Annotated in this window: 20 protein-coding genes; 12 read left to right on the forward strand and 8 right to left on the reverse strand. The window is 71.3% G+C overall.

Annotation, left to right across the window (positions count from 1 at the left end):
- The first annotated feature begins 28 nt into the window (after positions 1 to 28).
- On the forward strand, positions 29 to 1,765 hold the full coding sequence (locus BLQ63_RS23770; RefSeq protein ID WP_091040027.1) for an N-acyl-D-amino-acid deacylase family protein: 1,737 nt from the start codon (positions 29 to 31) through the stop codon (positions 1,763 to 1,765).
- Positions 1,762 to 2,907, forward strand: coding sequence for a galactonate dehydratase (dgoD, locus tag BLQ63_RS23775; protein WP_091040028.1), 1,146 nt, complete (start codon positions 1,762 to 1,764; stop codon positions 2,905 to 2,907). Before BLQ63_RS23770 ends, dgoD begins: the two co-directional genes overlap by 4 nt.
- A 98-nt stretch (positions 2,908 to 3,005) precedes the next feature.
- Here the strand turns inward: dgoD and BLQ63_RS23780 are convergent, their stop codons facing one another.
- From BLQ63_RS23780 to BLQ63_RS23790, 3 genes are all read right to left on the reverse strand, one after another.
- Positions 3,006 to 6,290: a S8 family serine peptidase gene (locus BLQ63_RS23780; RefSeq protein WP_177155079.1), complete on the reverse strand. Its 3,285-nt coding sequence runs from the start codon at positions 6,288 to 6,290 to the stop codon at positions 3,006 to 3,008.
- Between the two features lie 720 nt (positions 6,291 to 7,010).
- Positions 7,011 to 9,725 carry a S8 family serine peptidase gene (locus tag BLQ63_RS23785; protein WP_091040030.1) on the reverse strand — a complete coding sequence of 905 codons (2,715 nt, stop codon included), beginning with the start codon at positions 9,723 to 9,725 and terminating at the stop codon, positions 7,011 to 7,013.
- 241 nt (positions 9,726 to 9,966) lie between these two features.
- Positions 9,967 to 10,710 carry a hypothetical protein gene (locus BLQ63_RS23790; RefSeq protein WP_091040031.1) on the reverse strand — a complete coding sequence of 248 codons (744 nt, stop codon included), beginning with the start codon at positions 10,708 to 10,710 and terminating at the stop codon, positions 9,967 to 9,969.
- Positions 10,711 to 10,751: 41 nt separating this feature from the next.
- Here BLQ63_RS23790 and BLQ63_RS23795 point away from each other — a divergent pair, with 41 nt between their 5' ends.
- Positions 10,752 to 11,897, forward strand: coding sequence for a DNA recombination protein RmuC (locus tag BLQ63_RS23795; protein WP_091040032.1), 1,146 nt, complete (start codon positions 10,752 to 10,754; stop codon positions 11,895 to 11,897).
- Positions 11,898 to 12,123: 226 nt separating this feature from the next.
- Here the strand turns inward: BLQ63_RS23795 and BLQ63_RS23800 are convergent, their stop codons facing one another.
- Positions 12,124 to 13,104 (reverse strand): 4-hydroxy-3-methylbut-2-enyl diphosphate reductase, encoded by a 981-nt coding sequence (locus BLQ63_RS23800; RefSeq protein ID WP_091040033.1) that lies wholly within the window; start codon positions 13,102 to 13,104, stop codon positions 12,124 to 12,126.
- A 149-nt stretch (positions 13,105 to 13,253) separates the two neighbouring features.
- Between BLQ63_RS23800 and xseA the strand changes: the two genes are divergently transcribed.
- Together xseA and BLQ63_RS23810 are read left to right on the forward strand one after the other, a co-directional pair.
- On the forward strand, positions 13,254 to 14,474 hold the full coding sequence (gene xseA / locus BLQ63_RS23805; protein ID WP_091040104.1) for an exodeoxyribonuclease VII large subunit: 1,221 nt from the start codon (positions 13,254 to 13,256) through the stop codon (positions 14,472 to 14,474).
- Entirely contained in the window at positions 14,471 to 14,680 is a 210-nt protein-coding gene (locus BLQ63_RS23810) for an exodeoxyribonuclease VII small subunit (RefSeq protein ID WP_091040034.1), read from the forward strand. The genes xseA and BLQ63_RS23810 overlap by 4 nt, the downstream gene beginning before the upstream one ends.
- Positions 14,681 to 14,697: 17 nt before the next feature.
- Here the strand turns inward: BLQ63_RS23810 and BLQ63_RS23815 are convergent, their stop codons facing one another.
- Positions 14,698 to 15,423 (reverse strand): DUF4245 family protein, encoded by a 726-nt coding sequence (locus BLQ63_RS23815; protein ID WP_177155080.1) that lies wholly within the window; start codon positions 15,421 to 15,423, stop codon positions 14,698 to 14,700.
- Positions 15,424 to 15,777: 354 nt separating this feature from the next.
- Between BLQ63_RS23815 and BLQ63_RS28620 the strand changes: the two genes are divergently transcribed.
- The 6 genes from BLQ63_RS28620 (at position 15,778) to BLQ63_RS23845 (ending at position 19,923) form a co-directional block, all read left to right on the forward strand.
- Complete coding sequence (locus tag BLQ63_RS28620; protein ID WP_245681075.1) at positions 15,778 to 16,665, forward strand: carbohydrate kinase family protein; 888 nt, start codon at positions 15,778 to 15,780, stop codon at positions 16,663 to 16,665.
- A gap of 52 nt (positions 16,666 to 16,717) precedes the next feature.
- A complete protein-coding gene (egtD, locus tag BLQ63_RS23825; protein WP_091040037.1) occupies positions 16,718 to 17,698 on the forward strand; it encodes an L-histidine N(alpha)-methyltransferase in 981 nt (326 codons plus the stop codon).
- Positions 17,699 to 17,746: 48 nt separating this feature from the next.
- Positions 17,747 to 18,352 (forward strand): histidine phosphatase family protein, encoded by a 606-nt coding sequence (locus BLQ63_RS23830; protein ID WP_091040038.1) that lies wholly within the window; start codon positions 17,747 to 17,749, stop codon positions 18,350 to 18,352.
- A 225-nt stretch (positions 18,353 to 18,577) separates the two neighbouring features.
- On the forward strand, positions 18,578 to 18,940 hold the full coding sequence (locus BLQ63_RS23835; RefSeq protein ID WP_091040039.1) for a hypothetical protein: 363 nt from the start codon (positions 18,578 to 18,580) through the stop codon (positions 18,938 to 18,940).
- A gap of 42 nt (positions 18,941 to 18,982) precedes the next feature.
- The gene (locus BLQ63_RS23840) at positions 18,983 to 19,687 is read left to right on the forward strand and encodes a lysoplasmalogenase (RefSeq protein ID WP_091040040.1); all 705 of its coding nucleotides are present in this window, start codon (positions 18,983 to 18,985) and stop codon (positions 19,685 to 19,687) included.
- On the forward strand, positions 19,684 to 19,923 hold the full coding sequence (locus BLQ63_RS23845; RefSeq protein ID WP_091040041.1) for a hypothetical protein: 240 nt from the start codon (positions 19,684 to 19,686) through the stop codon (positions 19,921 to 19,923). Before BLQ63_RS23840 ends, BLQ63_RS23845 begins: the two co-directional genes overlap by 4 nt.
- A gap of 36 nt (positions 19,924 to 19,959) precedes the next feature.
- On the opposite strand, the gene BLQ63_RS23850 is transcribed toward BLQ63_RS23845, so the two are convergent.
- From BLQ63_RS23850 to BLQ63_RS23860, 3 genes are all read right to left on the reverse strand, one after another.
- Entirely contained in the window at positions 19,960 to 22,104 is a 2,145-nt protein-coding gene (locus BLQ63_RS23850) for a HelD family protein (RefSeq protein WP_218125465.1), read from the reverse strand.
- 137 nt (positions 22,105 to 22,241) lie between these two features.
- Complete coding sequence (locus BLQ63_RS23855) at positions 22,242 to 22,670, reverse strand: GNAT family N-acetyltransferase (protein WP_091040042.1); 429 nt, start codon at positions 22,668 to 22,670, stop codon at positions 22,242 to 22,244.
- Between the two features lie 19 nt (positions 22,671 to 22,689).
- On the reverse strand, positions 22,690 to 23,388 hold the full coding sequence (locus tag BLQ63_RS23860; RefSeq protein WP_091040043.1) for a DUF2306 domain-containing protein: 699 nt from the start codon (positions 23,386 to 23,388) through the stop codon (positions 22,690 to 22,692).
- A 94-nt stretch (positions 23,389 to 23,482) separates the two neighbouring features.
- Here BLQ63_RS23860 and BLQ63_RS23865 point away from each other — a divergent pair, with 94 nt between their 5' ends.
- A complete protein-coding gene (locus BLQ63_RS23865) occupies positions 23,483 to 24,142 on the forward strand; it encodes a MerR family transcriptional regulator (RefSeq protein WP_091040044.1) in 660 nt (219 codons plus the stop codon).
- Positions 24,143 to 24,335: the final 193 nt, after the last annotated feature.

Consider the following 24,335-nt stretch of genomic DNA (forward strand, 5'->3'; position numbering starts at 1 on the left):
CAGGTGAGGGAGGCGTCCAGTGGCCGCAATGGACTTCGTGATCCGCGGTGCCGAGATCGCCGACGGGACGGGCGCGCCCCGCTTCGCGGCCGAGGTCGGCGTCAAGGACGGGCGCGTCGCCGCGATCGGCGGGCGGCTCGAGGGCGCCGCGGTGATCGACGCGGGCGGCCTGGTCCTCGCCCCCGGGTTCATCGACATGCACGCCCACTCCGAACTGGCGATCCTCGACGACCACGACCATCTCGCGAAGCTCGGCCAGGGCTGCACCCTCGAAGTGCTCGGGCAGGACGGGCTCTCGTACGCGCCGGTGGACGAGTCGACCGCGCCGCAGATGTGGGAGGCCATCGCCGCCTGGAACGGGCGCCCGGACGTCGACTACGACTGGCGCACGGTCGGCGAGTACCTCGACCGGCTCGACCGGGGCGTCCCGGTGAACGCCGCCTACCTGGTCCCCCACGGCACCGTCCGCATGGCGGCGATGGGATGGGAGGACCGCGCGCCGACCGGGGACGAGCTGGCGGCCATGAAGGCGCTGGTGGCCCAGGGCATGGAAGAGGGCGCGTTCGGGCTCTCGGCGGGCCTGTCCTACACGCCGGGCATGTACGCGGACACGGCCGAACTCGTGGAGCTGTGCGGAGTGGTCGCCCGGTACGGCGGCTACTTCGGCCCGCACCAGCGCAGTTACGGCGCGGGCGCGATGGAGGGCTACGCGGAGATGATCCAGATCGCCGCCGAGTCGGGCTGCGCGCTGCACCTGGCGCACGCGACCCTGAACTACCGGGTCAACGAGGGCAGGGCCGCGGAACTCCTCAAGCTGGTGGACGAGGGCCTGGACTCGGGCCTGGCGATCAGCCTCGACACCTACCCGTACCTGCCGGGCATGACGATGCTGGCGGCGCTGCTGCCGAGCTGGTCGCTCGCGGGAGGCTATGCGGCCCTGAGGGAGCGGCTGAACGATCCCGAGGCCAGGGCCCGGATCGTCCACGAACTCGACGTGACCGGCACCGACGGCGCGAACGGCGTCCCGGCGGACTGGTCGCGGTACGAGATCGCGAGCGTCACGAAGCCCGAGCTGCGGGGGTTCGTGGGCAGGCCGGTCGCCGAGGCCGCCGGGGCGCGGCGGCCTGCGGAGTTCTACCTGGACCTGCTGGTGCGCGACGACTTCGGGACCGGCTGCCTCATGCACGTGGGCAACGAGGAGAACGTGCGGGCCATCATGCGGCACGGCGTCCACACCGGATCGAGCGACGGCGTGCTCGCCGGGGACAAGATCCACCCGCGCGCGTGGGGCTCGTTCGCCAGGTACCTCGGGCACTACACCCGCGAGCTGGGGCTGCTGAGCGTCGAGGAGTGCGTGGCGCACCTGAGCGGCAGGCCCGCGGCGGTTCTCGGGTTGAAGGACCGCGGCCTCGTGAAGGAGGGCTTCGCGGCCGACCTGGTGCTCTTCGACCCCGAGGCGGTCGACGCCCGGGCCACGTTCGATGAGCCGCGGCAGCAGGCCGCCGGGGTGCCGTACGTGTTCGTCAACGGCCGGACGGCGATCGAGGAGGGCCGCCGAACCGACGCCCTCGCCGGCCGTTCGGTCCGCCGCCGTGAAGGCGCGTCCTCGGCTGGCCGAAAGCGTGGCAAGCGGTTATCTTGGCCCATGGTCGACCCGCCGCCGATCCCCGTCGGGACGGGACCGACCGATGCCCCTGAGGCGTGTCGAGGCTGCGAGGACCCATCCCCTCGGCGACGATCCGACAAGAGAATGAGGTTCTTTTGAACATCGCCAGAATCGAGACCTTCCTCGTTCCGCCCCGATGGCTCTTCGTCCGCATCGAGACCGACGACGGCCTCGTCGGCTGGGGCGAGCCGATCGTCGAGGGGCGCGCCGAGGCCGTCGCGAGCGTCGTCGCCACCTTCGCCGAACGGCTCGTCGGCGCCGACGCCGGCCGCATCGAGGACCACTGGCAGGTCATGACCAAGGGCGGGTTCTACCGCGGCGGGCCCGTCCTCTCCAGCGCCGTCGCCGGCATCGACCAGGCCCTGTGGGACCTCAAGGGCAAGGCCCTCGGCGTGCCGGTCTACGAACTGCTCGGCGGCCCGGTCCGCGACAAGGTCCGCGTCTACTCCTGGATCGGCGGCGACACCGTCCAGGCGCTCACCGAAGAAGCGCTGCGCGCCAAGGAGAACGGCTTCGACGCCGTCAAGTGCAACGCCGCGGCGCAGCTCGAGCACATCGACTCCCCCGCCGTCGTGCACCGCATCGTCGACCAGTTCGCCGAGCTGCGCGGGGCCGTCGGCGACGACTTCGACTTCGCCCTCGACTTCCACGGCCGCTTCTCGACCGCCATGACCCGGCGCCTCCTGCCCCTGCTGGAGCCGCTGCTGCCGCTGTTCGTGGAGGAGCCGGTCCTGCCCGAGTTCTCCCGCGACCTCGCCCGGATCACCGCCTCGACCTCCATCCCGATCGCCACCGGCGAGCGCCTGTTCTCGCGCGGGGACTTCCGCGACGTGCTGCCCACCGGGATCGCCGTCGCGCAGCCGGACCTCTCGCACGCGGGCGGCATCTCGGAAGTGCGCCGGATCGCGGCCATGGCCGAGGCCTACGACGTGGCGATCGCGCCGCACTGCCCGCTGGGGCCGATCGCGCTCGCCTCGAGCCTCCAGGTCGACTTCGCGACGCCGAACTTCCTCATCCAGGAGCAGAGCCTCGGCATCCACTACAACGAGGGCAACGACCTGCTCGACTACCTGGTGGACCCGTCGGTCTTCGCGTTCACCGACGGCTACGTGCGGCGCCCGACCGCGCCGGGACTGGGCGTCGAGGTCGACGAGGCCGCCGTCCGCAAGGCCGCCCGGGACCCCCACCGCTGGCGCAACGACGTCTGGCGCCGCAGGGACGGCGCCTTCGCCGAGTGGTGAGCGCGGTGCCCGGCGCCTGACTGCCGAAGGGCGACTGCGCGAACGGGCCCCCGCCGCTGCTGCGGCGGGGGCCCGGTGTTCAGGTGTTCAGGTGTTCGTCAGCAGCCGAGCTCCTCCAGGGTGAAACTCAATTCGGCCTCCTCGCCGGCGAGCACGTCGACCGTGGCGAAGTCGGCCGCGTAGCCGTCCTTGGAGACGATCACGGTGTACGTGTCCTCTTCGAACCAGAACTCGTACAGTCCATCGTCACCGGCGAGCAGGTGCTCGGTGCCGCCGCCGTCCACGCGGATCTGGACCTGCGCGTCCGCCACGGCGACCGTGGTGCCCTCGCAGGTCTCGGCGGAGACGGTGCCCAGGAGCTTGCCCTCCTCGGCCTTCGGCACGACCACCATGGAGACGGCCACCGTGGGCGAGGGGTGCGGGCTGACCACGTCCAGCGTCAGCAGGGCCGCGTACGTGCCCGGCTGGTCGACGCCGGCCTCCTCGGTCGCGCTCGACTTGACCGCGACGCGCACGGTCTCCCCGGCCGGGACCAGGATCGAGTCGTCCGCGACCGTGAGCCAGGACGTGTCGTCCGGGTTCTCGTGTCCGAGGATGGTGAAGCTGCCGTGGCCGATGTCGAGGCTGACCTCGCCGTCGCCCGAGCCGGTGTTCGTGATCCGCAGGTACTGCGTCCACGAACCGCCCTGCTGCACATACGAGGTCAGGGTCGTGGCGTTGACGGTGATGTTCGGCGAGCCCACCGCGAAGTCGGCGCTGACCACCGCGTCGGGGACCACCGCCACCTCCTCGGTGGTCGAGCCGAACTCCTCGACGACGACCGAGAACTCGGACGCGCCCGAGCCCGCGGCGAACATCCAGTAGCCGCCGTCGGCCCCGGTCACCGCGGTGTTGCCCGAGGCGCTGTGGGTGACCACGGCGCCCTCGATCGGGTCGCCGGTGTCGAGGTCGGTGACGGTGCCGCGCACCAGGCCGCCCTCGACCGGGCCGCAGCCGGAAGCACCGCCGACGACCACGTCGTCGATCTGCCACCACCAGGCCCAGGTCGTGCGGTCGGTGTAGTGGAACTTCAGGCGCGCCTCGGTCGAGTCGGCCCATTCGGACAGGTCGAGTTCGACGGTCTGGTTGCGCGCGTTGGCGGTCGGGGCCCAGATCACTTCCCAGGTCTCGCCGCCGTCGCCGCTGACGAGGACCTCGGCCGAGGTGTTGTACGAGCCCTTGTAGTAGTCGGTCCCGAACGACAGCGTCGGGGTGTCGGCGCTGGACAGGTCGAAGATCGGCGAGATCAGGTCGGTGTCCATGAGGTTGCCGCCCGAGCCCTGCTCGTCGGAGTCGGCGATGGCGAAGCCGCCCGAGCCCGGCGTCAGGTTGTTGCGCCCGCCCGGGTTGTCGAACTCCCAGCCCATGGTGCCGCGGTCGACCACGGTCCAGCCGGTCGGCTTGGCGCCGCCTTCGAACACCGAGCCGAGCGGGTCGTAGCCGTAGCCGGGGGCCACGCAGCCCTCCGCGATCGGGACCTCGATCTCCAGGTCCGCGGCGGAGACGACGCCGACGGTGACCTCCTGGTAGCCGGGGTAGTCGGCCTCGACGGCCAGCTCCCACTCACCCTCGGGGAGCGTCATCGAGAACTCGCCGGTGAGCGGGTCGGTCGTGGTCGTGACCTCGCCGCCGACGGTGGAGACGGTCGCCGGGAGCGGCCAGCCGTGCCCGGAGCCGTCCACGACGGTGCCGGTGACGGTGCTGGAGGGGACGGCGGTGAGCACGCCGTCGAACACGGCGGTCTCGTCCTCGGCGACGGTGACCGAACCGGTCAGGTCGGCGTAGCCGAACTTGGTGCCCGTCACGGCGTACTCGCCGGTCGGGAGGACCGGCACCGAGTAGGTGCCGTCCGCGCCGGTGGTGGCGGTGCGGGTGAACTCGCCCGAGAAGACCAGCTTCGCGCCTTCCACGGGTGCGCCGTCGCCGTCGGTGACGGTGCCCGAGACGGCGCCGGTCGCGCCGATGGGCGAGGCCATGACCGCGGCGAGCGCGTCGAGGCGGCCGTTGCCGAAGACGTTGTTGAGCTCGTCGGTGCCGCCGCACTCGTCGTTCGGGGTCGCGATGGCCGTGCCGGTGAGGGCCTCGTAGACGGCGTCGTAGTCGCCGTCGAGCGCGGGTGCGGCCGAGAGCATCAGCGCGACCGCGCCGGCCACGTGGGGAGCGGCCATGGAGGTGCCGCTCCCGTTGGCGTAACCGGTGCCCGGGGCCGCGGAGCGGACCGTGACGCCGGGGGCGGCGAGGTCGGGCTTGACCTGCCCGTCGCGGCCGGGGCCGCGGGCGGAGAAGTAGCCGATCTCGTTGTTCACGTCGTAGGCGCCGACGCCGATCACGTCGGGGTACAGGCCCGGTGAGCCGGCCGATTCGCAGCCGTCCTCGCCGTTGTTGCCCAGCGACATCACCGGGATGATCCCGGAGGCGTGCCACAGCGCGACGACGTCCTCGTAGAACGGGTCGTCGACCGAGGCGGTGGTGCCCCAGGAGTTGTTGACGACGTCGGGCGCCTTGGACGGGTCGGGCGAGGTGCCGTCCGCCTTGGTCGGCGCGGCGATCCACTCGCCGGACTCGATGAGCGCCTCGGCGCTCGGGCAGCAGCCGTTGACGGCGATCCACTCGGCGCCGGGTGCGACGCCGATCTGGTTGGCGCCGCCGTCGTCGCCGACCATGGTGCCCATCGTGTGGGTGCCGTGGGTGCCGGTGTCGCAGGGCGCGTCGCCGGTGCAGCGGTTCTGCACGTCGTAGAAGTTGTAGTCGTGGCTGAAGGTGCCGTCGCCGTTGTTGCCGCGGTACTGGTTCACCAGGGCCGGGTGGTCGTAGTCGACGCCCGTGTCGATGGACGCGACGACGACGCCGGTCCCGTCGTAGCCCATGTCCCACACGTCGGGGGCGTTGATGTTCTCCAGGCCCCATTCGACCGCGTTCGGCTCGGGGTCGGCCACCAGCGGCTCCACCGGCTCGACCAGCGAGTACTCGGGGGCCTGGATGATCGCGGCGACGGTGTCGAGGAGGACCAGGTCCTCCAGGAGGTCCTTGTCTCCCACGGCTTTGACGGTGTTGGAACCCCAGTAGGATTCGTACTCGGCACCGGCCTCGTCGAGGAGGTCGATCACGTCCTTCTGCGAGGTCTCCGCGAAGTCCTGAGCCGCTGCAACGGCTTCGGACCCCTTCTCGGTCTTGGTGTCGGCGGCGAAGGCGGGGCTGTAGTCGGGGGCTCCTTCGAAACGCACCCAGAGTTCGGCCTCGCCTTCGGCTTCGATGGCCGCGAGCAGGCCGGCCGCCACCTTCTCGTCGATGAGGGCGTCGGTTCCGGACTCGGCGAAGGCGGCGGTGCCGGGCAGTGCCGTCACCAGCACTCCTGCTGCCGAGGCCGCGAGAGCCCTAGTCACGCGTCGTTGCAACTTGATCACGACGGCTCCTGTTCTGTTGGGGGTGCCTCGGGACGGGGGTTTCCGGCGCCGAAGCGGGTGTGGTCGTGATACGGCTCCCCCCGGGATGCGAGGGGAGCACGGAGAACACGGTGCCAGTCCGCAAAGGAACGCACAAGACCCCACTTTGCACACTTCGGTCGTGATTTCACAGTTTGCGGGTGACGGCCGCATGGCCCGAAGTGAATGAAACGCCCGCCGCGGACGGGTCGGGCGGAGCCGACAGATGCCCTGAACTCGGACGATTCCCGTTCCGGTGGATCGCGATCGGTTCGATGAATGCGTTCGTAACGCTGCGTCAAGCGAATCGAAACAGTATGTACCGGCTTGTGTTGTGACTAAGATCACTTAAGAAGGTTTGCTTCATCAAGTGATGGGTTATGACGCCAGGGTTTCAGCGCTGCCTACAACGCCATTATGGCGATTGGTAATCACTCGCCCTATCTGTCCCACAAGCGGAACCGCTCGAACCCTCCGGCGAAGCCATGAATTGCGATGATTCATCCCTGAGTCCGGACGTCGATCGACACTCCCATCAGGACGGTAACTCGAGCCGCCGAGACCGTGACACTCAGCGATTGGAACCGCACGGAACGAGAGGGCCCCGGCGCGGTGCGCCGGGGCCCTGCTTCGGTTGCGCCGTTAGGCCTCGGCCTCCAGTGCGAAGTCGGCGCCCACGACGGCGTCGAGTTCGACGTCGGCTTCGGCGGTGCCGGTCGTCCAGCCCTCCAGGGAGGCTTCGAGGGCCGCGGCCCCCGCGCTCGTGAAGAGGACGTACTCGCCGTCGGCGCCGGTCACCGCGGCGTTGCCGGTGGCCGGGTCGGTGACGACCGCGCCCGCGATCGGCTCGCCGGAGCCCGCGTCGGTCACGGTGCCGCGCACCAGACCGCCTTCGAGCTCGCCGCAGCCGACGCGGACGTTGTCGACCTCCCACAGCCAGGCCCACGTCCCGTGGTCGGTGTAGTGGAACTTGACCTGGACCGCGGTCTGGTCGGCCCACGCCGAGAGGTCGATCTCCTCGATGGTGTCGAGGAGGTCCTCATTGGTGTGCCAGACCTGCTCCCACGTCTCGCCGCCGTCGACCGAGACCGACACGTCGGCCTCGCCGCCGATCCCGTCGTCCAGGAAGAAGCTCGCGAACGACAGGGTCGTGCTCTCCGCGGCGGACAGGTCGAACGGCGCGGTGATCATGTCGGTGTCGGTGGTGAACCCGGGACCGATCGCGTCGGCGTTCGCCTGCGCGAACCCGCCCGAGCCGGGCGTGACGTTCTCGTAGAGGTACGGGTCGTCGAACAGCCACGGGTCGCCGGTGCCGTGGTTGACGACCTCCCAGCCGGCCGGGATCTCCAGCGACTCGAAGCGCTCGTCGAACACGTCGGAGCCGTAACCGGGGGCCATGCAGCTCGCGGCGATCGGGACCTCGACCAGGGCCGCGTCGGCGGGGTCGACCACGACCACGTCGTAGCCGGGGTAGTCGGTGGTCACGGTCAGCGGCCAGTCGCCGTCGGCGGGGATCTCGAGGCTGAACGCGCCGGTGAACGGGTCGGTCGCGGCCGCGGCCTCGCCTCCGGCGGTCTCGACGGTCGCGTCCAGCGCCCAGCCGTGCCCGGAGCCGTCCACGACCGCGCCCTCGACGACCTGCGTCTCCAGCTTCGGCAGCTCGACGTCGAAGACCGCCTCGCCGTTGTTCTTCACGCGGACCGAACCGGTCACCGTCTCGTACAGGAACTTCGAGGCGGTGACGTGGTAGCGCCCGGCGGGGATGCGCTCGAAGGCGTAGAGGCCGTCGGCGTCGGTGGCGGTCTCGCGGACCGTGGCGCCCTCAAAGACGAGCCGGACGCCCGCGACGGGTTCGCCGTCCTGGTCGGCCACGGCGCCCGAGAGGGACCCGAACTTGCCGGCCGGGGCCTCGTCCACGGCGTCCTCGACATCGATCTTGCCGTGCCCGTAGACGTTGTTGAGCTCCTTGTCGCCGCCGCACTGGTCGTCGTCGACGTCTCTGGCCGTGCCCGTCAGCGTCTCGTAGACGGCCTCGTAGTCCCCTTCCAGCGTCGGCGAGGCCGACAAGAGCAGCGCGATCGAGCCGACCACGTGCGGTGCGGCCATCGAAGTGCCGCTGGCGAGCCCGTACTCGTCGCCCGGCAGCGCCGAGTAGACGTCCTCGCCGGGAGCGGCCAGGTCCGGTTTGACCGTGCCCTCCCAGCCGTGGCCGCGCGAGGAGAAGTCGGAGATCACGCCGGCTTCGTTGTAGGCGCCGACGGCGATCACGTTCTCGTAGATCCCCGGGCTGCCCATGGTGAGGCAGGCGTCGCCGCCGTTGCCGGCCGCGAAGACCGGGATGATGCCCGCGGCGTGCCACAGGTCCACGACCTGGGCGTAGAACGGGTCGTACCCGTAACCGCCCCAGGAGTTGTTGACCACGTGCGGGGCCTTGAGCGGGTCGGCGTTGCGGCCCTCGGCGTCGGTGGGGGCGGCGATCCACTCCCCCGCCCGCAGCAGCGTCTCCTCGTCGGGGCAGCAGCCGTTGACGGCGATCCACTCCGCGCCGGGAGCGACGCCGATGCCCTCGGCGCCGACCATGGTGCCCATGGTGTGGGTGCCGTGGCCGTCGAAGTCGCACGGCGCCTCGGTATCGCACATGTCGGCGACGTCGTAGAAGTTGTAGTCGTGGGTGAACGTGCCGTCGCCGTTGTTGCCGCGGTACTGCTCCGCGAGCGCCGGGTGGTCGTACTGGACGCCGGAGTCGATGCTGGCGACGACGATGCCCTCGCCGGTGAAGCCCTGCTCCCACACGTCGGGAGCGCCCACCTCCTCGACGCCCCATTCGACGGCCGCCGTCTGCACGGCGTCCCAGGTCTGGAACTCGTCCCCGCCCTTGTCGCCGGGCGTGATCGGCTCGACCCGCTCGACCTCGGGTGCGGGCAGGATGGCCTCGATCTCGTCGAAGGCCACCAGGTCGGCGACCAGGTCGTCACCGCCTTCGACCTTGATCGCCGAAGCGCCCCAGAAGGACTCGTAGGCGACCCCGGACTCCTCCAGGGTCGCGGCGACCTCGGCCTGCGAGGTCTCCGCGAAGGCCTTGGCCGCCGCTACGGCGGCGGTGCCCTTGTCGGTCTTGGCGTCGGCGGCGAACGCCGAGGTGTAGTCGGGGGCTCCGGCGAAGAGGAGCCACAGCTCCGCGTCGCCCTTGCCGTCGATCTCCGCGATGAGCGCGGGGTCGACCTTCTGCTCGATGAGGACTTGGATCTCGGTTTCGGGTGTTTCGGCCGAGGCGCCGGTGGCCAGCGCCGCCGGGACCAGCGCGCCTGCGAAGGCGGCGGCGAGGATGCGGCGCGAGCGCCGCTGTGCAACTGTCACGAACTCTCCTTGTTGGGGGTGGCCCCGCTCTTCAGCGGGACCGGGGGTGGTCTCCGAGAGGAAGGAATTTGGTGACTATGGACGTGTTCGCTGGGGTAACTCCACTTTGGGGTCCCCGAAAGCGGTACGCCCTGAAGGCCCGCCTGGGTTGCATGCGCGGTGATTTACGGCATGGAGAAAGGCCCCCTGCCGCTGAGCGGCAGGGGGCCTTCGTGGTCTGACCTGTGTGGTCTAGCTGGGGTTACTCGAAGCCGCCGAAATCGCCGCCGCCTCCGAAGTCGCCGCCGAAATCGCCGCCGGTGTCCCCTCCGGAGTCGCCCGCGTCGCCGCCGGAGTCGCCCCCGGCATCGCCTGAGGCGTCGCCGCCTTCGACCGCGCCCATCGCGTACGCGGGGGCGATCATCGCGTCGAAGACCATCATGCCGACGAACACGCCCGCGGCGCCCGCCAGCGCGGGCTGCCACCAGGGCGTGTTGTACCAGCCCGAGGGCACGGGGCGGCCGTCGACGCGTCCGCCCGGGTAGTAGTGGCGGTTCTCGTCGCTGGGGTCGGGGGAGCCGCTGTAGGTGCGGCCTTCGACCTCGGCGTGGACGGGTTCGGTGAGCGCGCCGGTGCGGCGCTGGCCGCGCATGGTGGGGATCTCGGGGCCGGGGTCGATGCCCATGGCGGTCCGGGAGGCGCGCACGTAGTGGAGGCCTTCGATGGAGGTCTCGGCGGCGAGCCGGTACTGGTTGATGGTATCGGCGCCGGCGAGTTGGGAACCTGCGGCGGTGTAGCGCTCGCCGGCGTCGGCGAGGGCCTGTCCGGCCGGGAGGTTGTCGCCTGGGGCGACGAGGTTCATGGTCTGGCCGCCGAGGCGCTCGTAGAGGCGGCGGGCTTCGGCCTCGGCGTCGGCGAGTTCGGCCAGCGCGCGCTTCTTGTTGGACTGGACGACGAAGAAGATGACGACGATCGCGACGACCAGCAGGGTCAACCACAGCTCCATGTACTGAGCCTACCTGTGCTCGCGCGCCTAGACTGGCCCCTATGACGTGGGTCCTATTGGCGGTGGTGTGCCTGGCAGCGGGCGGTTTCGGCGGTTGGTTCGCGGGTCGGTCGCGGCAGTCGGCGGAGTTGGCGGCGGCGACGGCGCGGTTGGAGGCGGCGTCGGACAACGAGCGGCGGTTGGAGTCGACGTTGAAGAACGTCGCGTACGAGGCGACGGATCATTCGCGGCAGGCGGTGGGCGAGGTGCTGGCGCCGATCGCGGAGACGCTGGCGCGGTATGAGAGCCGTCTGGGGGACGTGGAGCGGGCGCGGGTGGATGCGTACGCGCAGTTGCGCATCCAGTTGTCGGGGGTCGCGGAGACGTCGGAGGATCTGCGGGAGCAGACGGGTCGGCTGCTGGGTGCGCTGCGGTCGCCGCAGGTGCGGGGGCAGTGGGGCGAGGTGCAGTTGCGGCGGATCGTGGAAGCCGCGGGGATGGTGGAGCATTGCGATTTCTCGGAGCAGCACAGCGGCATGGTCGACGGGCGCGGGGTGCGTCCGGACCTGGTGGTGCGGTTGTCGGGCGGGCGGACGCTGGTGGTGGATGCGAAGGCGCCCTTGCAGTCGTATCTGCAGGCGTTGGAGTCGGAGGACGAGGGTCTGCGCGACGAGTTGCTGAAGTCGCACGGGCGGCATCTGCGGCGGCATGTGGAGTCGTTGGCGGGCAAGGAGTACTGGCGGGCGTTCGATGACACGCCGGAGATGGTGGTGTTGTTCGTGCCCGCGGACGCGTTCTTGGACGCGGCGTTGCGGGGGGATCCGGCGCTGCTGGAGGACGCGTTCGGGCGGGGGGTGGTGATCGCGTCGCCGGCGACGTTGATGGCGCTGCTGCGGACGGTGGCGCACACGTGGCGGCAGGAGGCTTTGGCGTTGCACGCCAAGGAGGTGCACCGGTTGGGCCGGGAGTTGCACGAGCGGTTGGGTTCGGTGGCGGGGCATTTCTCGCGGCTGGGTTCGTCGCTGGAGGCGGCGGTGGGTTCGTACAACGCGGCGGTGGCGAGTGTGGAGTCGCGGCTGCTGGTGACGGCGCGGCGCTTCAGCGAGCTGGAGGTCGCGGGCGAGCCGCCGGAGCGGCTGGACCCGGTGGTGACGCCGACGAGGAAGCCGGCGTGGGACGACGCGGTCGCGGAGCGGGAGCTGCCGTAGGGTCCGAGTCGGGTAGGGCCGGGCCCCGTTCGACCCGAGGCCCTCATGCCGTCCCTAACCCCCACCCTCCCTGGGGAAAGGTAGTCCGATCCTTCCGCGCGGGTGCGACAGGAATCCCCGCGCGCGGCGCTCTTGTCACCCGAAAGAGGGAGCCTGTCCCCCGAAAAGTGCCCGTCTCACCCCGAAACGGGCGCGGGCGCCGCCGGAGCGCCACCTCCGGTGGACGCTATTTCGCGGCGGCGGCCTTCGCCTTCTCCGCGTTCTTGAGGTCCTTGACGAGTTCGCGCGGCAGCGAGAACGTGAGCTTCTCGGTGACCGGCTCGAACTCCTCGACGCTGGTGAACCCGCGCTCGGCCAGGTGGGCGAGCACGTCCTGCACCAGGTTGTCGGGCACGGACGCGCCCGAGGAGAGCCCGACCGAGGCGGCGCCGGCGAGCCAGGCGTCCTCGATCTCGTGGGCGAAGTCGATGAGGTGGCCGCTGCGGGCCCCGTGCTGCACCGCGACCTCGACGAGCCGCACCGAGTTCGAGGAGTTCTTGGAGCCGACCACGAGCATGACGTCGCAGTCCGCGGCGATGTCCTTGACCACCTGCTGGCGGTTCTGGGTCGCGTAGCAGATGTCGTCGCTGGGCGGGTTCTGGAGCATCGGCAGGCGCTTCTTGAGCCGGTCGACGGTCTCCATCGTCTCGTCGACCGACAGGGTCGTCTGCGAGAGCCACACGACCTTCTCGGGGTCGCGGATCGTGACGGCGTCGACGGAGTCGGGGCCGTCGACGAGCTGGATGTGCGCGGGGGCCTCGCCGGAGGTGCCGATGACCTCTTCGTGGCCCTCGTGGCCGATGAGGAGGATGTCGTAGTCCTCGCGCGCGAAGCGCCGGGCCTCCTGGTGGACCTTGGTCACCAGCGGGCAGGTCGCGTCGATGGCCTTGAGGCCGCGCTCGGCGGCCTGGTCGTGCACCTCGGGCGCCACGCCGTGGGCGGAGAAGACGACCACCGATCCCGGCGGCACCTCCTCGTTCTCCTCGACGAAGACCGCGCCCTTGCCCGCGAGGGTCTCGACGACGTGCCGGTTGTGCACGATCTCCTTGCGCACGTAGACGGGAGCACCGTAGAGCTCCAGCGCCTTCTCGACGGTCACCACGGCTCGGTCCACGCCCGCGCAATACCCGCGCGGCTTGGCCAACAACACTCGCTTCGGGTCTGCCACGCCTCGATGGTAACCGGCCGCCCGGTTTCGTCACACCCCACAGTTAGGCTGGCCACGTGACCGACGAGGTGCGAAGCGGGACCGCGAAGCCCGCCGCCGGGGCCGATGCGGGGGCCGGGGCCCGGCCGGCCACGGGACCGGGCGCTCCGATGAGCGCCGAGAACCCCTGGCCGCTGCGAGTGGTGTCCAAGAAGATCGGCGACTGGCTCGCGCGCCTGGGCGAGGTGTGGACGGAGGGGCAGATCACCGAGATCAGCCACCGCGGCCGCACCGTCTACCTGACGCTGCGCGACCCGTCGGCCGAGATCTCGATGCGGGTCGTGGACTTCACCGGCGCGGTCGCCGCGTGCGATCCGCCGCTGCGCGACGGCGCGCAGGTCGTGATCCGCGCGCAGGCGCAGTGGTGGGACAAGAACGGGTCGCTGTCGCTGCATGTGCGCGAGATCCGGCAGGTCGGCCTCGGCGAGCTGCTGGCGCGGCTGGAGCGGCTCAAGCAGCTCCTGGCCGCCGAGGGCCTGTTCGCGGCCGAGCGCAAGAAGCCGCTGCCGTTCCTGCCCTACCGGATCGGCCTCATCACCGGGCGCGAGTCCGACGCGATGCGCGACGTGCTCAAGAACGCCAAGGCCCGGCTGCCGTCCGCGGACTTCGCGGTCCGGGAGGTCGCCGTCCAGGGCCCGCGCGCGGTCGCGGAGGTGTGCGCGGCGCTCGCCGAGCTCGATCGCGATCCCGACGTCGAGGTCATCGTCATCGCGCGCGGCGGCGGTTCGATGGAGGACCTGCTGCCGTTCTCCGACGAGACGCTGTGCCGGGCGGTCGCCGAGGCGGCCACGCCCGTGATCTCCGCGATCGGGCACGAACCGGACACGCCGATCCTCGACTACGTGGCCGACTGGCGCGCCTCGACCCCCACGGAGGCCGGGAAGAAGGTCGTCCCCGACCTCGCTGAGGAGCAGCGCGGCCTGAACATCGCACGCACGCGGCTGCGACAGGCGTTGCATGTGAAGCTCGCCAAGGGGTCCGACGACCTCGCGGCGTTGCGGGCGCGCCCGGTGCTGGCCCGGCCCGAGACGATGCTCGAGGCGCGCGGCGAGGCCGTCGCGAACCTGGCGCACCGGATGCGCGCGCGGATGGGCTCGCGCCTGGAGCGGTCGATCGACGACCTGGAGCACCTGCGCGCGCGGCTGCGGGCGCTTTCGCCCCAGTCCACGCTCGACCGCGGGTACGCGATCGTCACCGACACCGAGTCGGGGGCGGTGCTGCGGGAGGCGGCCGACGCCGGAGAGGCCATCGAAGTGCGGCTCGCGGCGGGGTCGCTGCGGGCGGCCGTCGTGCAGACGGTCACGGAGACAAGGGAGGACGACGCGCAGTGAGCGACGAGCGGTTGACGTACGAGGAGGCCCGGGCCGAGCTGGTGGCCACGGTCGAGCGGCTGGAGGCGGGCGGCGCGACCTTGGAGGAGTCGCTGCAGCTCTGGGAGCGGGGCGAGGCCCTCGCCGACTTGTGCCAGTCGCATCTCGAAGGCGCACGCGAGCGCCTGAAGGCCCGCACCGAGCCGGACGCCGAAGACGAGGGCTGAACCGGGCCGGGCGCGGCCTAGCCGTCGACGGCTTCGGCCACGCCTTCGGCGAGGTCGGGGAGTTCGTTGACGCCGTCGGGCTCGGCGGTCAGGACCACGGTGGCGCCGGCCAGTTCGGCCACCCAGGCCTCGCCGCTGCTCAACTCGTACGAGGCCCAGGAGACGCCGCCGGATTCGACGGGCGTTCCCGCGCCGGTCAGCTCCTCGTTGACGTCCTCGATCGGACCCGTGGTCTGCGCCAGCTGGAGGCCGTCGCCTTCGGGCGAGTACCAGCCGGTCCGCAGGGTGACGAATTCGCCTTCGACCGCCAGGTCGGTCGAGATCGTCTGCCAGTCTTCGCCGAGCTGCGGCTCGATCACCGTCAGTCCGAGGCTGGCCGCGGTCGCGTAGTGCTCGGTCGTGTCGACCACGCTGACCTGCCGGTCCGAGGCGACCCAGTTCCAGCCGACGTAGAAGAGCCCGATCGGGATCAGCAGCACCGCCAGCGACAGCGCCATGTCGCGCATCCGCCGCTGCTTCGGACGCGAGGACTTCGCCGCCTCGGCCCGCGCCGCGGCGTCGCCGCCGGGGGCGTCGTCGGCGGTGCCGTTGCGGGCGCCGCCGGAAGTGCCGTCAGCGGTGCCGCGGGCAGTGCCGGGAGCGGCGTCGGGAGCGCTGCCCGGCGAACCGCCGGGTCCGCCGTCGACCTCGGGCGCAGTCTCGGCTGCGGTCCCGGCTTCGACCTTGACCTCTTCGGTGGACATGGAACCATCGTGAACGACCGCCCGCCCGCGCGGCGCACCGCCCCGCCCGGGCGTGGCCCAGCAGTCGCACCGGCCGCATCGTTGAGGCGGACGGCACCCCGGTTCGCCTGGTCCCCCAGGCGGCCCGGGAGTGCGCGCGTCCGCCCCTGGACCGGTCCGCCGGTCCGCGAACCGCAACCGGACCCCGGCTCCCGCACCGGCCCTCTCGGCCGCACCGTTCGGCGCCAAGGCGTCGCGAACCCGGACGCGTCCCCCACCGAGGCGCGAATCCGACTTCCGGACCGTCCGGGCTCTGCAATACCCTCACCGCAGCGGCACTCGCGCCCGATCGGAAGGAGCCCCCCGTTGATCCTCGTGGCAGGCGAGAACGTCATCGACCTCGTCCCCGCCCCCGGCGGACAGCTCCGGCCCACCTGCGGCGGCGGACCCGCGAACACCGCGGCCTCCCTGGCCAGGCGCGGCGTCCCCACCGCGCTCATCGGCTCCGTCGGCGGCGACCACTTCGGGCGCCAGATCTGGCGCCGGCACATAGCGGCCGGCGTGCGCCGCGACTGGCTGCACCGCACCGACCTGCCCTCGACCCTGGCGCTCGCGGTCGTCGGCGAGGACGGCCGCGCCGACCACGACTACTGGACCAACGGCACCGCCGACTTCGCCTGGGAGGGCAGGGCCCTGCCCAAGCCCGACCCGGCCCGCGTCGACCTGGTCCACTTCGGTTCCCTCGCGGCCTACCTCGACCCTTCGGCCCGCGCGATCGAGCACTGGGTGAACCGCGCCCGCCGCGCCGTCCCGGTCTCCTTCGACCCCAACATCCGCCTCAGCGCCATGGGCGAGGCCGCGAAGGTCCGCGAACGCACCGAGCGCCTCATCGGCCTCGCGACCCTCGTGCGGGTCTCCGAGCGCGACCTGGCCCGGATCTACCCCGGCAGGGCGGTCGACGCGATCGCCCGCGAATGGCTCGGCGCCGGGCCCGAGCTGGTGGTCGTGACGCTCGGCGACGCCGGTTCGGTGGCCTTCCACCGCAACCACGTCACCGAGGCGGCCGCCCCGCAGGTCGACGTGGTCGACCGCATCGGCGCGGGCGACGCCTACACCTCCGGGCTCATCGGCTGGCTCACGTCCGCCGGCTGGATGCGCCTGGACCGCCTCGCGGCCTGGGGCAACCCGACCGTGGTCGGCGCGGCCCTGCGCTACGCGAGCCAGATCGCGGCCCAGGCGTGCACGGTCCCCGGCGCGCCCTGACGCGGTCGTTCACTCGCCCGTAACTCGGACAAGGACGGCATAGGATCATGTGGTGCCTGCTCCCGAATTGCGGATCTGCCTCGACGAGAGCGATCTCGACGCGGCGCTCCGGCTCGACGCCAAGCGCGGCCTGACCTCGCACCCCAAGCACCTGCCCATGCGCCTGCACTACGACGGCCGCGGTTCGGCCATGTTCGGCGAGCTCACCCGCCAGCCCGAGTACTACCAGACCCGCAGCGAGCGCGCGATCCTCCGCGACAACGCCGCCTCGATCGCCGGCGCGCTCGGAGAGGCGCCGATCTCGGTGATCGAGCTGGGCGCGGGACGGGCCGAGAAGATCCGCCCGATCCTGGACGCGATCGCCGAGCAGGGCCGCCTGGACGCGTTCTGGCCCTTCGACGTCGCCGAGGGCGAGGTCCGGGACGTGCTGCTCGAACTCGCCACGGCCTACCCGGACGCCTACCTCGGCGGCATCGTCGGCGACTTCACCCGCCACCTCCAGCACCTGCCCGACCACCACGACACCCGCCTGGTCGCGTTCCTCGGCGGGACGTTCGGGAACTTCACCGGGATGGAGCGCAGCCAGTTCCTGCGCGATCTGCGGGAGGCGCTGCGGCCGGGCGACTGGTTCCTCCTCGGCGCCGACCTCGTCAAGGACCCCGAGGTCATCCTGGCCGCCTACAACGACGCCGCCGGGGTGACCGCCGAGTTCAACCGGAACGTCCTCTACGTCCTCAACCACCGCCTCGACGCCGACTTCCAGCCGGACAACTTCGAGCACATCGCCTTGTGGGACAACGACACCGCGACGATCGACATGCGGCTGCGCGCGATGAAGCCGATGGCGGTGGACCTGTCGGCGCTGTCGCTGGACGTCAGTTTCAGCGTCGGGGAGGAGATCCACACGGGCATCTCCACCAAGTTCCACCGCGGCGAGCTGGAGAACCAGCTCCAGGCGACCGGGTTCGAGCCGGCGGCGTGCTGGACCGACGAGCGCGGTTACATGGGCGTGTTCCTCGCGCGGGCGCTGTGAGCGCGCGATCGCGCGTGCCCGCGCCGGGCGCCCACTAAGGTGGGCGTCATGGGAGAGATCGTGCTCATCCGCCACGGCGAGACCACCTGGTCGGCTTCGGGGCAGCACACTTCGGTCACGGATCTGGAACTCACCGAGAACGGTGTGTCCCAGGCGAAGGCGCTGGCGCCGTTGCTCGCGGGACGCGAGTTCGCGGCGGTGTGGTCGAGTCCGCGCAAGCGGGCGCTGGTGACCGCCGACCTGGCCGGACTGGAGGTCACCGCGGTGATCCCGGATCTGGCCGAGTGGGCGTACGGCGACTATGAGGGCCTGACGACCGAGGAGATCCAGGCCGACGCGCCGGGGTGGTCCCTGTGGACCGACGGGGGCCGGGGCGAGGGCGGCGAGACGGCCGAGGAGGTCGCGGCGCGGCTCGACCGGGCGCTGGTCGAGGCCGAGCCGCTCCTGGACCGCGGGGACGTGGCGTTCGTGGCGCACGGCCACAGCCTGCGGGTGGCGGCGGCGAGGTGGCTGGGCCGCCCGGCGAGGGACGGCCGCGAGTTCAAGATCGACACCGCGTCGATCGCGGCCCTGGGCTACGAGCACGGAGGCCACGCGATCACCTTGTGGAACCTGACGCCGACGACCGCGAACCCGCCCGCGGCGACCGACTGACGACCGATGCGTCCGCCTGGCGCGCAGCGCTTCGCGGATGCCATCCCTAACCCCCACCCACCCGGGGAAAGGTAGTCCCAGCTTCCCGCGGGGGTGCGACAAGAACCGCGCCCGAGCACCCTCGTGTCGCCCGCTCGCGTGACCGCACGCGTCGACAACACACGTTCGCGCGCCGCGGCGCGGGCCCGGGCCGACTACCCTGTGTAGAACCCCGAAGGAGGCCACATGGACCCGATGCTGCTCTCGATCGCCACCGCCGCCGCCGGAACGCTCGCCGGGGAGGCCGCCAAGGGCGTCGTGGCCGCCGGCCGGTTCGTCAAGGAGCGCTTCAGCGGCGACGCGGGGCAGGAGCTCGTCCTCCTCCGCGCCGAGACCGGCAAGGTCCCGGCCGAGACCCTCGCGGCCGCCATCGAGCGGGCGTGCGCCGACGACCCCGAGTTCCGCCGCGAGTTGAGCGAACTCGCCGGCAGGCCGATCCAGGTCACCGACCAGGCCGGGCAGCAGGTCAAGTTCCAGAACAACTACTACGGCGCCGGCCCGACCAACGTCGTCCAGGCCGAGACGATCAACAACCTGCACCTCGACTGAGCGGCCCCGGCGAGGCGCGGGCTCTGGTACGCTCCGTCACCCATGAGCCCTCCCCTCCTGTTGATCCGGTCGCTGCTCGTCCGCGTTCCGCCGCGCGCGTGGCTGTGGGCGTTCCTCGCGGCCATCGCCGGCGACCTCGCCGCCATCGCCGCCGGATTCGACGAGGCCCGGTGGGTCACCAAGCCCGCGTTGACGCTCCTGCTCCTGGGCTATCTGATCGTCTCGGTCTCCCCCGGCCGCCGCCTGCCGCGCCTGCTCGGCGCGGGCCTCGTGCTCGCCTGCGCGGCCGACATCGCGCTGCTCGTGGAGGGCACGCCCGCGTTCCTGACGGGCATGGCGCTGTTCGGGCTCATGCAGATCGCCTACATCGCGGTCTTCGCGAAGCTCGGCGCGCTCGAAACGCTGCGGCGGCGCTGGGTGGTCCCGGCCTGCTACCTGGCGTTCTGGTTGGGCGCCAACGTGGTCCTGTGGCCGCGGCTGGAGGGGCTCGCGATCCCGGTCGCGGTGTACAGCCTCCTGCTGGTGTCGATGGGCGCGGCGGCGAGCGGCCTCGGCCTCGTGTCCGGGCTGGGCGGACTGCTGTTCGTGGTCTCGGACCTGGTCCTCGGCATGGGCGTGGCCGGCTTCGACCTCCCGGGCGAGGGCTTCGCGGTGATGAGCACGTACGCGGCGGCGCAGCTCCTCCTGGTCGTCGGCGCCGTCGCGAGACTCCAGGCGGCGCCCGTGGCGACTAGGGTCGAAGCATGAAACGAGTCCTCTGGCTGCTCGCCTTCGTCGTCGGCGGCTACTTCATCGTGCGCGCCCTGATCGAGCCGTTCGTGATCGACTTCTCCGACCCGTCGAGCTACGAGGCCGACTGGGGCGGACCGAGCCTCTTCGGCGTCCTGCTCGTCCACATAGGACCAGGGGTGATCGCCGCGGCCCTCCTCGTCTGGATGGTCAGGAGAAGCGACCGCAAGCCCGGCGCGGCGCCGGAGGAATAGGCCGGGGCGGCCGCCGCCGACCGCCCCGCACACCTGTCAGGCCGGGTCGATCCTGGTCAGGCGCTGTGTCGCACGGGTGAGGACCACGTAGGCGACCCCCGGGCCGTGGGCCTCGGCCACCGCTTCGAGGTCCACCGCGATCACCGCATCCCACTCGAGGCCCTTGGACTCCAAGGGCCCCACCAGGGTCACGCGGTCGTCGTGCACCAGACCGGCCAGCTCGCCGTGGCGGCTGTACGGCGCGATGATGCCCACGGTGCCCTCGACCGCTTCCAGGGCTTCGGCGACGGCGCCCGCGAGTTCGGGCAGCAGCGCGTCGGCGTCGACCTTCTTCTCGCGCACGGGCACCTCGGTCTCGCGCACCGCCTCGGGCAGGTCGATGTCGCGCAGGCGCGGCTTCGCCCAGGCGGCCGCGTACTCGAAGACCTCTTTGGAGTTGCGGTAGTTCTTGGTCAGGTGGAACTCGTGCACGCGCCCGCGCGGGACGGCGCTGCGCCGGGCGTCGGCGCTCTCCCTCGGGCGGGGCCAGCTCGACTGCGCCTCGTCGCCGACGACGGTCCACCCGGCGGCGCGTCCGCGCCGCCCGAGCATCCGCCACTGCATCGGCGAGAGGTCCTGCGCCTCGTCGACGATGACGTGGGCGTAGTCCTCGTAGAACGCGTCGCGGGCCTGGCGTTCGGGCCGGTCGTAGTAGCGGTCCTGGGTCGTGGAGACCTCTTGGATGCCGTCCCACGTGCGGATGCGGTCGCGGCCGCGCGACTGGGGCTTGACGCCCAGGAGGATGCGCAGCTCGTCGAGGAGCGCCACGTCCGGGATGGAGAAGTCGCTCTCCTGGAGGGACGCGGCCACCGATTCGACCATGTGGCGCTTCAGGTGCCCTTCGGCGGCCGACCCGAGGCGGCGCTCGTCGCCGCCCCAGCCGAGGACTTCGGCCGGGTCGAGGTCGGGCCACCAGTGGTCGAGGAAGGTCAGGAACTCGCCGCGAGAGCCGACGTCGCGGGAGAACTTGGCCGGCTCGGCCTCGGGGACGACCGGTTTGATCTTGCGCCACAAGGCGATCAGGAGGGCGCGTCCGGCCTCGGTCTTGGCGAGGTTGGGGCGCGGCTCCTTCTCGAAGACGCGGGCGCGCACGGCGCCGAGTTCGGCGGTGTCCAGTTTGAACACGTCGCCGCGGTAGACGATGCGCAGTTCCGCGGGCGCGCTCGGCGGGGTCTGGCGCACGAGGCGGCGCAGGATCGGCAGCATGATGGTGCCGCCCTTGACGGCGGCGACCTCGGGCCGGTCCTGGCGGGTGGCCTCGACGCCGGCGTACAGCTCGCCGAGCGAGAACAGCGCGGCGGTCTCCTCGCCGAGGCTGGGGAGGACCCGGCCGATGTACTTCATGAAGACCGCGGACGGGCCGACGACGAGGATGCCGGCGGCTTCGTAGCGGCTGCGGTCCTGGTAGAGCAGGTAGGCGGCGCGGTGGAGGGCGACGACGGTCTTGCCGGTGCCGGGCCCGCCGGTGATGATGGTGGCCCCGCGCCCGGGGGCGCGGATGGCGGCGTCCTGCTCGGCCTGGATGGTGGCGACGATGTCGCGCATCCGGCCGGTCCGCTTGCGGCCCAAGGCGGCCATGAGCGCGCCGTCGCCGATCACGGGCAGCCGTTCGGCGGCGTCCTCGTTCAGGAGGTCGTCGCTGATCTCCTCGACGCTGCGGTCGAAGGAGCGGATGACGCGGCGCCTCGCCACCTCCTGGCGGTCGACGGCGGTGGCGCGGTAGAAGGGCGCGGCCGCGGGGGCGCGCCAGTCGACCAGGAGGGTCCGGTAGACGTCGTCGCGGACGCCGAGGCGACCGACGTGGCGGACGCTGCCGTTGTCGAAGTCGAGGCGCCCGAAGACGAGGCCCTCGTGCTGGGAGTCGAGGTCGGCGATGCGCCGGGCGGCGCGGTAGACGAAGACGTCCCGCTCGTACTGAGCGCCGGGGACGGTGGCGGCGAGGTGGGCGTAACCGGAGTCGCGGTTGCCTTCGGCTTCACCCCGGAGGACGTCGACGCGGTCGTAGACGCGGTCGACGAACCCCTGCTCGATCGCGATCTCCTGCTCGGGGGTGTTGGCGGGGTCGGGTTCGGGCACGGCGTGGGTCGTGTCGTCGACGTCCTGCGGGTCTCGGTCGTCGGCGGGGCCTGGTTCCTGGGACACTGCGCTCCTCGCTCGAATTCGGGAACGCACCAGCTTAGCGCGTCGGGGTGACGGCCGTTCGGCGATCGAGGCCCGGGAGTTAGCTGCGACCCTTTGGACGGGGGCGCCCGGGCGCCGGGCCGGACCCCGGCAGTGGTCTAGTCGCGGCCGGGCCGCACCCGGTACATCCACGCGTAGTCGTCGTCGATCTCGGTGAAGTCGAACTGGCCGTAGAGCCCTTGGGCGTCGCTGGTGGCGAGCATGACGCGCCTGAGGTTCATCTTCTCGGTCTCCTCGACGAGGTGGCGCATGAGGAGCTTGCCGACGCCCTTGCCGCGGGCGGAGCGGTCCACGTAGACGTCGCTGAGCCACGCGAAGTAGGTCTGGTCGGTGACCAGGCGCGCGAACGCGAGCTGGCGGCCGGTCCCGTCGTAGAGGCCGTACGGGAGGGAGTGCTCGATGGCCCGGTCCATGTCCTCGCGGCTGCGTCCGGTCGCCCAGTACGTGTCGGTCGAGATGGCCTCGTGGATCCAGTCGCGGTCGAGGCGGTCGGGATCGGACGAGATGGTGTAGTCCTCGCTGCCCATGCGGTACCTCCGTGCGTGCTCAGGCGTTCGCCCCGAGCGTGCTACGGGTTCGCTTGCGCCGCAAGTAGATTTCCATGAACACGAGGTTGAGCACGATCGAGGACACGACCGCCGAAGTGTAGGCGACGCCGAACAGCGCGTCGAAGTCCCCGCCGTAGTACCCCTCGAGCAGCGGGAGCTGGGCGGCGATGAACAACCCCAGGTAGACGCGCAGGTTCACGGCCGCGAACGTCGCGGCGAAGTTGCGCAGCATCCAGCGCTCGTGCCCGGCGAAGTCGCGGGCGCGCACGGCCCGGTAGGCGCGCAGCGCCGAGTAGAACCAGAAGACGTCCAGGAGCACGAACGTGACCAGCGCGATCGGCCCCGCCGTGGTGAGCACGGCGACCACGATCCCCGAGAGGCTGCCGGGGAGGACGCCGGCGAGGAGGTAGATCCGGCCGATGGTCCGGTGGACCTTCGGGTGGTCGCGGCGGATCGAGCCGAAGAACTGGAACGGCCCGACCAGGAGCGCGATGCCGGCGGTGGCGGCGTGGACGACCAGGAACGGCAGGTGGATCGGCACGTCCTCGCGGATGCCGACGCGCGAGTCGACGTCGGGGACGAGGTAGGCGGGCACGGCGTAGAGGACGATCGCGACGCTGAGGACCGCCACGACGACGACCGCGGTGCGGCCGCGCCTCCTCGGGGGTCGGGTGGGCGTGTCGAGGGTGGCGGCCATGAGAGGGTGCTCCTTGATGTGAGTAACACTATCGATAGTGAAGCTATCATTAATGTCGAGCGGCGGTCAACCGCGGTTCGGGTAAGAAGGAGCCATGCGAATTGGAGAGCTGAGCGCGAGGACGGGGGTCCCCGCGGCCACGATCAAGTACTACGTGCGCGAGGGACTGCTCTCCGGCGGCGAGCGCCGCAGCCACAACCAGGTCGAATACGGCGAGGAGCACGTCCGGCGCCTGCGGTTGGTGCGCGCGATGGTCGAGGTCGGGTCGGTGCCGATCGCGAAGGTGCGCGAGGTGCTGGCCGAGATCGAGGACCCAGGGCGCGACCTCGACAGCACCCTCGGGGTGGCGAGCCGGGCGCTGTCGCAGCACCGCGTGCCGGCGGCGGAGCCCGCGGCCGAGGACCTGGAGACGGCGCGCGGCATCGTGCGCCGCCAGGGCTGGGCGTCCGTCGACCCCGACCACGGCTACATCTGGACGCTCGCGGACGCGATCGGCCGGCTGCGCGAGTTCGGGCTGATCGACATGGTCGATCTGACCGGCGAGTACGCGCGCGCGGCCGAAATCGTGGCCGATTTCGACGTCCGTCTGCTCGGCACCCGCGAGGAGCGCGACGAGATTCTCGAGGCGATGGTCATCGGCACGGTCCTGGGCGACGCGATCTTCGAGGCGCTGCGGCGCATCGCCCAGGTCGAGATCTCGGGAAGGATCTTCCAACGCGGGGAACGGCATGGAGATCCCCAGGAGGATAGATAGTCCCCAATGGAATGATCCTGTGACCGCCGGGCGCGACGGTCCGTCCACTTTCATGCTCAAATAGCAATGTCTGCATTTGTCGGGTTTTTGACTTCGCAAGTCGAATGGGTAGTTCTACGCTGATTCCAACGCACCTGATGGCGCGGCGACAAAGACGAAGCCTGCTCGACAAGAGACTTTGTCGCCATCACCA

This window comes from Glycomyces harbinensis (assembly GCF_900101745.1).
Classification (GTDB): domain Bacteria; phylum Actinomycetota; class Actinomycetes; order Mycobacteriales; family Micromonosporaceae; genus Glycomyces; species Glycomyces harbinensis.

Coding starts and splice junctions, on each gene's coding strand:
- BLQ63_RS23830 (WP_091040038.1), top strand. CDS start 17,747: ATGGGAGAGATCGTGCTCATCCGCCACGGCGAGACCACCTGGTCGGCT.
- BLQ63_RS23770 (WP_091040027.1), top strand. CDS start 29: ATGGACTTCGTGATCCGCGGTGCCGAGATCGCCGACGGGACGGGCGCG.
- BLQ63_RS23865 (WP_091040044.1), top strand. CDS start 23,483: ATGCGAATTGGAGAGCTGAGCGCGAGGACGGGGGTCCCCGCGGCCACG.
- BLQ63_RS23855 (WP_091040042.1), bottom strand. CDS start 22,670: ATGGGCAGCGAGGACTACACCATCTCGTCCGATCCCGACCGCCTCGAC.
- BLQ63_RS23815 (WP_177155080.1), bottom strand. CDS start 15,423: ATGTCCACCGAAGAGGTCAAGGTCGAAGCCGGGACCGCAGCCGAGACT.
- xseA (WP_091040104.1), top strand. CDS start 13,254: ATGAGCGCCGAGAACCCCTGGCCGCTGCGAGTGGTGTCCAAGAAGATC.
- BLQ63_RS23795 (WP_091040032.1), top strand. CDS start 10,752: ATGACGTGGGTCCTATTGGCGGTGGTGTGCCTGGCAGCGGGCGGTTTC.
- BLQ63_RS23860 (WP_091040043.1), bottom strand. CDS start 23,388: ATGGCCGCCACCCTCGACACGCCCACCCGACCCCCGAGGAGGCGCGGC.
- BLQ63_RS23840 (WP_091040040.1), top strand. CDS start 18,983: ATGAGCCCTCCCCTCCTGTTGATCCGGTCGCTGCTCGTCCGCGTTCCG.
- BLQ63_RS23835 (WP_091040039.1), top strand. CDS start 18,578: ATGGACCCGATGCTGCTCTCGATCGCCACCGCCGCCGCCGGAACGCTC.
- BLQ63_RS23845 (WP_091040041.1), top strand. CDS start 19,684: ATGAAACGAGTCCTCTGGCTGCTCGCCTTCGTCGTCGGCGGCTACTTC.
- BLQ63_RS23790 (WP_091040031.1), bottom strand. CDS start 10,710: ATGGAGCTGTGGTTGACCCTGCTGGTCGTCGCGATCGTCGTCATCTTC.